We start from the raw sequence: 10,779 nt of genomic DNA on the forward strand, positions 1-10,779 counted from the left end.
TTTTATAAATATTACAGCTAAACTTATTATATTAAATAAAATATTGTTAAAGGATAATACTATAATTATAAATTCATCACAAATTATAGAAGGAGTAATTATATGTATTATAGAAAAGAATATTCTGATGTAATAAAAGAATTAAAAAGTGATGCTGAAGGTATAACAAGTAGCGAAGCCAAAGATAGACTAGAAAGAGATGGATACAATGAGTTAAGAGAAGGATCTAAAGTTCCTATATGGAAAATGTTTTTAGAGAGTTTTAAAGATCCATTAGTTATAGTATTACTTATAGCAGCTATAGTACAGATATTTTTAGGTGAAGTAGTAGAATCGCTTATTATATTTTTAGTAGTAATATTGAATTCAGTGTTAGGTGTTACTCAAACAAGGAAAGCAGAAAGTTCATTAGATAGTTTAAAAAAGTTATCAGCACCAAGTGCTAAAGTACTAAGAGATGGAAAAAAGATAACTATTCCTGTTAAAGAGATTGTAGTTGGTGATGTTGTATTTTTAGAAGCAGGAGACTATATACCAGCAGATGGTAGACTTATAGAAGCTCAAACATTAAAAGTAGTAGAAGGGATGCTAACTGGAGAGGCTGAGGCAGTCTTAAAGCATACAGATAAAATAGATGAAAAAGTAGGAATAGGCGATAGAAAAAATATGGTGTTTAGTGGTGCTACTGTTGTTTACGGAAGAGGCAAGCTAGTAGTTACCCAAACTGGTATGAACACTGAAATGGGAAAAGTTGCAGCACTTTTAGAAACAGCAGGAAGTAAACAAACACCTCTTCAACAAAAGCTTGATGACTTTGGCAAGAAGTTAGGAATAATGATAATGATTTTAGCAGCGGCTATATTTGCAATTCAAGTTATAAGAGGATATTTAGGCGGAAGTGATTTAAAAGCATTAATTTTTGATTCATTTATGTTTGCAATTGCGGTAGCAGTAGCAGCTATTCCTGAAGCTTTATCTTCAATAGTAACTATAGTATTAGCTGTCGGAACTAAAGATATGGCGAAGAAGCAAGCTATAATAAGAAAGCTTCCAGCAGTTGAAACTCTAGGATCTACTAGTGTTATTTGTACTGATAAAACAGGGACATTAACTCAAAATAAGATGACGGTTGTAGATTTCTTTATGTATGGTATTACAAAAGAGGAAGTTAAATCAGAAAGTGATTCTTCAGAACAAGTTGAAGCTATGAATTTAAGTTCTACTTTATGTAACGATGCAGATATTACAGAAGATGGAGTTGAACTAGGAGATCCTACTGAGGTAGCACTTTTAAGATTTGCAAATAAAAGAGGAATAGACTATAAAGAGTTGAGAGAAAAATATGATAGATTGAGTGAAATTCCTTTTGACTCTGATAGAAAGTTAATGTCTACTGTAAATTCAATAAATGGAAATGCTATAATGTTTACTAAAGGTGGACCGGATGTAGTATTTAGTCGTGTGACAAAAGCATTAGATGATGGTGAAGAAGTAGATATTTCAGAAGAAATATTAGATAAGTATAGAAAACAAAACGAATATTTTTCTAATAGAGCATTAAGAGTATTAGCTTTTGCTTTAAAAGATGTACCAGATGAGGATTTTGTACCAGCATTAGAGGATGAGGTAGATATGACTTTAGTTGGATTGATGGCAATGATAGATCCACCTAGAGACGAAGTATTTGGGGCTGTAGCTGAAGCAAGTGGAGCAGGTATAAAAACAGTTATGATAACTGGTGACCATAAAACTACAGCAGCAGCTATAGCAAAAGAAATTGGAATTATGAAAGATGGAGATATAGCTTTAACTGGCCAAGAATTAGATGCATTAAGTGAAGCGGAATTGAAAGAAAAACTTGAACATATAACTGTTTATGCAAGAGTTTCACCAGAGAATAAGATTCGAATAGTAAAGGCATGGCAAGAAAAAGGTTATATAACAGCTATGACTGGAGATGGGGTAAATGATGCACCAGCTCTGAAACAGGCTGATATAGGAATAGGAATGGGAAGTGGAACAGATGTAGCTAAGGATGCTGCAGCTATGATATTAACAGATGATAATTTTAAGACTATAGTTTCAGCTGTTGAAGTAGGAAGAACTGTATATAGTAATATAAAAAAATCTATTACCTATCTTTTCGCAGGGAATTTAGGTGCTATAATAGCTATTCTATTTGCAGTATTTGTAGGATGGCCCAATCCATTTACAGCATTACAACTATTATTTATAAATTTGATAAATGATTCTCTTCCAGCAATAGCTTTGGGGCTTGAACCAGCAGAAAAAAATATTATGAGCGAAAAGCCAAGGAATATTAATGAAGGAATATTACAAGGTGGAACATGGCAATCAGTACTCATTAGAGGTATTATAATAGGAGTTGTAGTTATATTAGCTCAGTATGTTGGAAATAGAGTATCACCAGAACTAGGCGCTGCTATGGCATTTTCAACGGTAACAATATCAAGAATATTTCAAACTTTGCCAGCTAGATCAGATAAAGTTACAACATTTAAATTGGGTATATTTAAAAATATATATGCTATTGGCGCTATAATAATATGTCTTTTATTATATTGTTTAGTGCTTATTCCAGGAGTTAGAAGCATATTTGATATACCAGATAGCTTTGGAATGTTTAATTTCCTAATTTGTTTAGGATTTGGATTACTTGCAGCACTAATTATGGATATAAGTAAATTGTTTAATAAAAGAAAAGTTTAAAAAGAATTATTATATAGTATGCATCGTATTTCTTTAAAGTTAGTAATTAACATGTTGTTATTTTATTGAAGTACGATGTATTTTTGTTTAATAAAATATTTATTAAGATAGATGATATAGGGTGTAAATGTTACTTAACTAAATTATAATTAGATGTTTAGTAGGAAGTAAAATAATATGCTATAATATTAGGATAAGAAAATGTATGAGGAGATAGGGTATGGTATTAGTAAGTTGTCCATTAAAGCAAGATGATATAGTTAAATTAATAGAAGAGCATAGAATAAATGACGAAAAGGTATTTGCTTTACATAATAGAAAAGGAGTAAATCTTTATTTTGATTCTAAAATTGAAAATGATGAAGAAGCATCTTTAATAATTAAAAAAATAATAAAGTCTTATAAATATAGTAGTGCATTAATGTATAATGTTGTAACTTGTGATGGAGAAAAAATAAATTGGTATAAATAGATAGAATCAAATTTAGGATATCTTAAGAATATATTAAGATATATTTAAAGAAAAATAGGGGATTAAGGTGATATAATAGGTTATGGTATTATCATAGATAATAGAGCTATGTATGAAATGCGTAGTAAAGTTATTAAAAATGATATATAATATACAAACGAATATTTATCACAATTAAAAGTATACAAAATTGATAAATACATAATTTTAGAAATGTATTTAGATATTAGAAGAGGGAGCATGCAAAAAATGAATATACTGATTTTATCAGCATCCACTGGTGGAGGCCATATGAGAGCTTCAAGAGCTATAGAAAATTACATGAGTGAGCATGATAAAAGTGCAAATGTTAAAATCGTAGATAGTTTATTATATATTAATCCAATATTGAATAAAACAGTAACAAGTGGATATGTATATTTGGCAACAAAGACACCAAAAATATATGGTAAAATTTATGAACTAACAAATAAAGAAGATCGTTGGATTAGTTTTGTCAATAGATTAAATTATTTATTTGCAAATAAATTGTTACCGTTAATTGATGAATTTAAACCGGATGTTATAATTACAACACATCCATTTCCAACAGAGATGGTATCAATACTTAAAGCAAAAGAGCTTGTAAATATACCATTAGTATGTATAATGACAGATTATGCGCCACATAAAACGTGGGTAAACCAAAAAGTTGATGCGTATATAGTTTCAAATGATGATATGGTTAAAGAAATGAGCAAAATAGGTGTTAGGGAAGAGGTCATATATCCATATGGTATTCCTATAGAGCAAGTATTTTTTGAAAAAAAAGATAAGGATTTAGTATTAAATGAGTTAGAGTTAAATCCAAATCTACCAACAATATTAATGATGGCAGGAAGCTTTGGAGTAACAAACGTTTTTAAAATATATGAAGATATAATTAATATAGATAGAGAATTTCAGGTAATTGTTATTACTGGAAAAAATCAAAAGTTGTATGATGAATTTGCTAAAGTAATAAATAAGAGTGAAAAGCATACAAAATTAATATATTTTACTGATGAAGTTAACAAGTTTATGCAAGCAGCTGATATTATAATAACTAAGCCAGGTGGTTTAACAATTACTGAAGCTTTAGCATCTAATATACCTATGGCAATATTTGATGCTATACCAGGACAAGAAGAGGAAAATGCAGAATTTTTAATAAATCACAATATGGCAATTAAATTAGAAAAAAATCAAAGCTGTGATAAGCTAATAGAAGAATTATTAATGAACAAAGAAAAATTAAATAATATGAAAGAAGCTTGTAGATCTTTTGATAAAAATGATTCATCTAAAAATATTTGTGCATTAATAAATGAATTAGTTGAAAATAGTAAAATGTAGTATTAATAGATAAGTGGTGTAATATATATAGTATTGGTTAATTGATTTTAATGGGGGTTATTAAATGACAAAAACGAATGCTATTTACAAGTGTAATATATGCGGAAATATAGTTGAGGTATTACAAGAAGCTCCAGGAATGCTAGTATGTTGTGGGAAGCCAATGCTTTTAAAGGATGAAAGAACAAAGGAAGGTGTTGGAGAGAAACATATACCAGTAGTAGAAAAGAAAGATGCTGGAGTATTTGTTAAGGTTGGAGAAGTTGAGCATCCAATGCTTCAAGAGCATCATATTCAGTGGATAGAAGTTTTAACTGATACAGAAGTTTATAGATTAAATTTAAAACCAGGAGATAAACCAGAAGGATTATTTAATGTAGATTACGATAATATAGTTTCAGTAAGGGAATATTGTAATTTACATGGTTTATGGTCTATTAATTTAAAATAAAGCAACAATTGTGTACTTAGAATAACTAGGTACACTTATTTTTTTGATTAAAGTAAAGATAAAATGTTAATATATAATAAGTATAATTTTAATTTAAAGAGGTATAAGAATGAGAAGTATTAAAATTTTTATGATATCTGCATTTATGATATTATTAATGGCAGGCTGTGGGGGAGATAGTATAAAGGAAGAGAGTAGTAATGAATATAATACTGAAAAACATACTGAAGAAACTAAAGAATTAGATAAAATAAAGGAAAAGATAAATTCTATGACGCTAGAACAGAAAATTGGCCAACTTTTTATAGTAGGTTTTGAAGGAGATATAATAAATGATGAAATTATAGATCTTGTAAAGAATCAAGAAGTTGGAGGGCTTATATATTTTTCAAGGAATGTTTTAGATTCAAATCAAATAATAACTTTAAATAATGAAATAAAAGCTATAAAAAAAGATATTCCTTTATTTATATCTGTAGATGAAGAAGGAGGAGTTGTTTCAAGAGTTCCAGATGAATTCCTAAAACTTCCTTCAAGTGGATACATAGGTAAATTTGATGATGAGAATTTAAGTTATAATATAGGGAGTATTATTTCAAAAGAATTAAAGAGTCTTGGATTTAATATGGATTTTGCTCCAGTACTAGATATTGATAGCAATCCAAATAACACAGTAATAGGGGAAAGAGCTTTTGGTAATAATGCAGATATCGTTTCAAAATTAGGAATAAAAACTATGGAAGGGTTAAGAGATGGTGGAATAATTCCCGTAGTAAAACATTTTCCAGGTCATGGTGACACAGATATTGATTCGCATTATGGATTACCTATAGTTACAAAAACATTAGAAGAGCTTAATAACTTAGAGTTTATTCCGTTTAAAAATGCTATAGAAAATGGTGCAGATGTAGTGATGGTTTCAAGTATAATATTATCAAGTATAGATAGTGAATATCCAGCAACTATGTCAAAGAAAGTTACAACTGATATTTTAAGAAATAAGTTAAATTTTGATGGGGTAATAGCAACAGATGATATGACTATGGGAGCTATAATGGATAATTATAATTTGACAGATGCTGTTATTATGGCTATAAATGCAGGAAATGATTTAATACTTGTTTGCCATGGATATGATGATATTATAAAATCAATATCAGCTGTTAAAGATGCTGTTAGTAGTAATATTATATCAGAAGAAAGAATAGATGAAAGTGTATATAGAATCTTAAAATTGAAAGAAAAATATAGAGTAAATGATGATATAATAAGTAATGAAATTGATATTGAAGGTATAAACTTAGAAATAAATTCTTTACTTAACTAAGAAAGATTATAGATATATTGATTTGGAAGTAATTGTTATTGAAAAAAATTCTTTTTTAAATTAATGTATAAAAGAAAGCTATTAATAATAGGCGAAGAATTAAATTATAGTTAAAAGTAGCAAATGAAAAATGGAGGAAGTATGACGATGCAGTTAGAAAAAATATTGGACTTTTCAGTTAATTGGATTTTGACTGAAGGAGTTAAGATAGGAATAGGTCTTTTAGTATTATCTATTGGATGGAAGTTAATAAAAAAATTTAAAAAGTTTATAAATTCATTAATGGATAAAAAAAATGTAGATAAGACTTTAGGAAATTTTTTAGATACTTTTATAGAAGTTGTATTAAAGATTTTATTGATAATGATCGTTATGGAAATTGTAGGACTTAAAGCAACAGGATTAGCAGCACTGTTTGCATCAGCAGGATTAGCTATAGGGCTTGCACTTCAAGGAAGTTTATCAAACTTTGCTGGAGGAGTAATAATTCTTTTAATAAGACCTTTTAATGTAGGTGATTATATTGAAGGAGCAGGACATTCAGGAATAGTTGAAAAGATAAGTATATTTTATACTTGTTTAGTTACTCCAGATAATAAACAAATATTAATTCCAAATGGATCCTTAGCTAATGATAGTATAGTAAATTATTCTTCTAAAGATACAAGAAGAGTAGATTTGGTTTTCGGTGTATCTTATGATGATGACATATTTAAGGTAAAAAGAATTCTTACACAAGTTGTAGAAGCTAATGAATTGATATTTAAAAATCCAGAGCCATTTATATCAATAAATGAACATGGTGAAAGTTCTATAAATTTTGTTGTAAGAGCATGGTGTAAAACATCTGATTATTGGACAGTTCATTTTGATTTGTTAGAGAAGGTTATGGTTAAATTTAATGAAGAGAATATAAGTATACCTTACCCACAAATGGATTTACATTTAAAAGATGGGAAAATACAAGGAAATTAATGATATATAATTAAAGAAAAGATTATTGCATAACTATAAAATGCAATAATCTTTTTTTATTATATTATAAAAGTGCAAAAGTTATAATTTAAGGAATTATATAATATAAAAAAACATAATAATTAACATTATATAATTTATATTTATAAGATATATGTTTTTATAAAAAATGAAATAAATTAACTATGGGGTGAATTGAGAAATGAAAACTTTAATTATATATGGGAGTAACCATGGATGCGCAAAAAAATGTGCAGAGCTTTTAGAAGAGAACTTAAAAGGTGAAGTAGATATTGTTGATATAAGAAAAGATATAACTCTTGATTTAAATAATTATGATAAAGTTGTAATTGGTGGATCTATTTATATGGGAAAAATTCAGAAAGAGATAGAAGAAGTGTGTGAAAGTTATTGCGATAATCTTAAAGAGAAAAAATTAGGATTATTTATTTGCTGTATGAATGAAGAGAATGTTGAAAAACAAATTAAAGATAATTTTCCGGAAAAGTTGATATTATCTGCAAAAGTTCAAGGGTACTTTGGAGGGGCTTTTAATTTTAAAGATATGAACTTTTTTGAAAGGTTTATAATTAGAAAAGTATTTAAATCGTTAGCAAATACTAATGATAAATTTAAAGGGATTGATATGAAAAAGTTTGTTGACATGATTGAAAGAGAAAATATCGAGAACTTTGCAAAAGCAATGAACGAGATTTAAATATAGGAAGATAAGTTATGTATAATAAAAGATAAATTTCATATAATAACAATATAGCCAACTAACTTTTGCTTTTAAAGTTATAGGTGGTTATGGGGCGTTGCAGGACAAAATGCAACGTCTTTTAATTTGCTTAAAAAAATGGTAGCACATACATAAATCTAAACGTATTATAACAGTAAAAGGTATAAAGTGGAGGAATGTATGGACGCTTATCAATTAATAGGACTTCTTCAAAGAAAAATGCAAGATCCTAGGTTTGCAAGTAAATTCAATCAATTAGCAGATGAATTAAATTCTATACCAGGTTTACAACAAAAAGTAATGCAAATTGTTCAAATCGATAATGAAAAAAAGAGACAAAAAGAACTAGATAAATTACCGGCTAGAGCAAAAGCTATTGTTAAAGAGTTATTAGAAATGTTAAGATAATTACTTAAAATAATAAGTAAAAAAAGTGTGAATCACTTTTTGAGTTAAGAGTGAAGAGTTAAAAGTGAAAAGAGTTTAGGATGAAACTGCTATGCAGTTTCTAAATTTTAAAGTCAGATGTGTTAACTTTATTCCTAAACCATTAACTCTACACTCTTAACTTTTAATCAAAAAAAATGTAAAGCAATTTAAATTTTTTGTACATTTATGGCCATAGGACCTTTTTCTCCTTCACCAATTGAAAAAGATACATTTTCTCCTTCATGTAAATCTTTATCTGTTCCTTTTTCTTTTACTTGAGAATGATGTACAAAAACATCTTGACCATCATTTGCAGAAATAAATCCATATCCTTTCTCTTGATTAAACCATTTTACAGTACCTGTGTAGCTTGACATAAAATCTCTCCTTATTGTATAAAAAATATAATGAATCATTAAATAGTGTTTGATTTAAAGATATTAATTATACGTAAAGATAAAAGTGTAAAGTTAATGTGTTGGATTTATTCTTAAAGATGATATAATAAATTTAAAAATCATATAGAAATATTAGGAGGATAAAATTTGAGTAGTCACGTATTAGAAGAAGCTAGAAAGTGTCTTGGATGTAAGAAGCCGAGATGTACGGCAGCATGTCCAGTAAGTACAGAGATACCAGAGGTAATAAGATTATTATTAAGTGGAGATATAGATTCAGCAGGAGAAAAATTATTTAATAATAATCCGTTATCGGTAATTTGTTCACTTGTGTGCCCTCATGAAAAACAATGTGAAGGTAATTGTGTTTTAAATGCAAAAAATAATCCAGTACATTTTGGAGATGTAGAAAATTATATATCTGATTTTTATATACATAAAGCTTTTACTAAGTCAAAAATAGATAAAGAAAAGAGAGTAGCCATTATAGGATCGGGCCCTGCAGGAATAACAATTTCAATATTATTAGCTCAAAAAGGTTATAATGTAACAATTTTTGAAGCTCATGATAAGATAGGTGGAGTTTTAAGATATGGTATACCAGAATTTAGATTATCAAGAGATATATTAGATAATATAAAAGAAAAACTTGTAGAGATGGGAGTTAAAATACGTCCAAATACTATGATAGGGCCGTATATAACAATTGATGATTTATTTAGAGATGGATATAAAGCTATTTTTATAGGAACGGGTGTATGGAATCCTAGAACATTAAATGTTAAAGGGGAAACACTTGGACATGTTCATTATGGAATAGATTATCTAAAAAATCCAGATGTTTATGATTTAGGGGATAGAGTTACTATTATAGGAGCTGGAAATGCTGCTATGGATGTAGCTAGAACAGCAATAAGAAAAGGTGCAAAAGAAGTATATGTAATGTATAGAAAAGGTGAGATAGATGCTCCAGCTGAGAAATTAGAAGTAGAATATGCAAAGCTTGATGGAGTAAAGTTCCTTTATTATAAAAATCCTTTAGAAATTTTAGATGAAGGAATAAGATATACTGAAACTAAAGAAGTTTTTGATGATGAAGGAAATAGAAGTGTAATTGAAGATAAAGGTAAAGAAGGCGTATTTAATACTAATTCAGTAATAATTGCAGTAAGTCAAGGGCCAAGAAGTAACATCGTCTCAACAACTAAGGGGATAAATACATTACCTTCAGGATTAGTACATGTGGATGAATATGGCAGAACATCTAGAGACGGGGTTTTTGCTAGTGGAGATGTAGTTACAGGGGCAAAAACTGTAGTAGAAGCGGTAAGATTATCTAAGAAAGTTGCGGAAGCTATTGAAGAATATGTAACTTCAAATTAATATTTAGTATGAAAATTTATAAGATAATTAAATGTATTTGAGAAAATTAAATAAAGGCATATATTTTTAGTTAAATATATGTTATAATTCGTTTATAATATGAAGCTCGTATAAATTCGGTAATTGGTCCGAAAGTTTCTACCTGCTAACCGTAATTGGCAGACTACGAGGTATGTTATTTTAGTGTATAAATTTCTATTTATTATAGATTTTTGACTTAAATTAACCACCTCAAGTTTTTTTGAGGTGGTTTTTTCATTACTTTAATAATTAAATTAAAGTATACAGGTTTTTCTGTTTTTTTATTTATAAAAATATAGAAATTTATTTTAAGGTTTAAATATTTATAAGTATTATAGTTAGATATGTTTAAAGAATGAATTTATATGATACGTGATTATTTCTTTAGCAGTATTGGTGTTAGTATAAAGTAGTGGACACATTAAATCGAACTAAGTAAAATAATATTTAGTTAAGAAAGGATGTGTCCATTATGGG

Annotated in this window: 10 protein-coding genes and 1 riboswitch; of the genes, 9 read left to right on the forward strand and 1 reads right to left on the reverse strand. The window is 28.1% G+C overall.

Going from position 1 to position 10,779, the window contains the following annotated elements:
- Positions 1–102: 102 nt before the first annotated feature.
- The 8 genes from ARA56_RS05770 (at position 103) to ARA56_RS05805 (ending at position 8,479) form a co-directional block, all read left to right on the forward strand.
- Positions 103–2,730, forward strand: a complete 2,628-nt coding sequence (locus ARA56_RS05770; RefSeq protein ID WP_055264703.1) for a cation-translocating P-type ATPase — start codon at positions 103–105, stop codon at positions 2,728–2,730.
- A gap of 220 nt (positions 2,731–2,950) precedes the next feature.
- Positions 2,951–3,202 carry a hypothetical protein gene (locus tag ARA56_RS05775; RefSeq protein ID WP_055264704.1) on the forward strand — a complete coding sequence of 84 codons (252 nt, stop codon included), beginning with the start codon at positions 2,951–2,953 and terminating at the stop codon, positions 3,200–3,202.
- A gap of 249 nt (positions 3,203–3,451) precedes the next feature.
- A complete protein-coding gene (locus ARA56_RS05780) occupies positions 3,452–4,576 on the forward strand; it encodes an MGDG synthase family glycosyltransferase (protein ID WP_055264721.1) in 1,125 nt (374 codons plus the stop codon).
- 64 nt (positions 4,577–4,640) lie between these two features.
- A complete protein-coding gene (locus ARA56_RS05785; protein WP_055264705.1) occupies positions 4,641–5,027 on the forward strand; it encodes a desulfoferrodoxin in 387 nt (128 codons plus the stop codon).
- A 109-nt stretch (positions 5,028–5,136) separates the two neighbouring features.
- Positions 5,137–6,354: a beta-N-acetylhexosaminidase gene (nagZ, locus tag ARA56_RS05790; RefSeq protein WP_055264706.1), complete on the forward strand. Its 1,218-nt coding sequence runs from the start codon at positions 5,137–5,139 to the stop codon at positions 6,352–6,354.
- Positions 6,355–6,495: 141 nt separating this feature from the next.
- Positions 6,496–7,329 (forward strand): mechanosensitive ion channel family protein, encoded by an 834-nt coding sequence (locus ARA56_RS05795; RefSeq protein WP_055264707.1) that lies wholly within the window; start codon positions 6,496–6,498, stop codon positions 7,327–7,329.
- A 202-nt stretch (positions 7,330–7,531) separates the two neighbouring features.
- Positions 7,532–8,047, forward strand: coding sequence for a flavodoxin domain-containing protein (locus ARA56_RS05800; protein WP_055264708.1), 516 nt, complete (start codon positions 7,532–7,534; stop codon positions 8,045–8,047).
- Between the two features lie 204 nt (positions 8,048–8,251).
- Positions 8,252–8,479, forward strand: a complete 228-nt coding sequence (locus ARA56_RS05805) for a hypothetical protein (RefSeq protein ID WP_055264709.1) — start codon at positions 8,252–8,254, stop codon at positions 8,477–8,479.
- A gap of 188 nt (positions 8,480–8,667) precedes the next feature.
- Here ARA56_RS05805 and ARA56_RS05810 read toward each other — a convergent pair whose 3' ends face one another.
- Positions 8,668–8,877: a cold-shock protein gene (locus ARA56_RS05810; RefSeq protein ID WP_055264710.1), complete on the reverse strand. Its 210-nt coding sequence runs from the start codon at positions 8,875–8,877 to the stop codon at positions 8,668–8,670.
- 168 nt (positions 8,878–9,045) lie between these two features.
- Here ARA56_RS05810 and ARA56_RS05815 point away from each other — a divergent pair, with 168 nt between their 5' ends.
- Positions 9,046–10,281, forward strand: coding sequence for an NAD(P)-dependent oxidoreductase (locus tag ARA56_RS05815; protein WP_055264711.1), 1,236 nt, complete (start codon positions 9,046–9,048; stop codon positions 10,279–10,281).
- A gap of 86 nt (positions 10,282–10,367) precedes the next feature.
- A riboswitch (purine riboswitch) is annotated at positions 10,368–10,467 on the forward strand.
- The last annotated feature ends 312 nt before the right edge of the window (positions 10,468–10,779 follow it).

It is taken from the genome of Clostridium disporicum, assembly GCF_001405015.1.
Lineage (GTDB): Bacteria > Bacillota > Clostridia > Clostridiales > Clostridiaceae > Clostridium > Clostridium disporicum_B.

What these genes read in the sequence shown, in the direction of transcription:
- ARA56_RS05800 (WP_055264708.1), top strand. Translation starts at nt 7,532, where the DNA reads ATGAAAACTTTAATTATATATGGGAGTAACCATGGATGCGCAAAAAAA.
- ARA56_RS05775 (WP_055264704.1), top strand. Translation starts at nt 2,951, where the DNA reads ATGGTATTAGTAAGTTGTCCATTAAAGCAAGATGATATAGTTAAATTA.
- ARA56_RS05810 (WP_055264710.1), bottom strand. Translation starts at nt 8,877, where the DNA reads ATGTCAAGCTACACAGGTACTGTAAAATGGTTTAATCAAGAGAAAGGA.
- ARA56_RS05780 (WP_055264721.1), top strand. Translation starts at nt 3,452, where the DNA reads ATGAATATACTGATTTTATCAGCATCCACTGGTGGAGGCCATATGAGA.
- ARA56_RS05805 (WP_055264709.1), top strand. Translation starts at nt 8,252, where the DNA reads ATGGACGCTTATCAATTAATAGGACTTCTTCAAAGAAAAATGCAAGAT.
- ARA56_RS05785 (WP_055264705.1), top strand. Translation starts at nt 4,641, where the DNA reads ATGACAAAAACGAATGCTATTTACAAGTGTAATATATGCGGAAATATA.
- nagZ (WP_055264706.1), top strand. Translation starts at nt 5,137, where the DNA reads ATGAGAAGTATTAAAATTTTTATGATATCTGCATTTATGATATTATTA.
- ARA56_RS05770 (WP_055264703.1), top strand. Translation starts at nt 103, where the DNA reads ATGTATTATAGAAAAGAATATTCTGATGTAATAAAAGAATTAAAAAGT.
- ARA56_RS05795 (WP_055264707.1), top strand. Translation starts at nt 6,496, where the DNA reads ATGACGATGCAGTTAGAAAAAATATTGGACTTTTCAGTTAATTGGATT.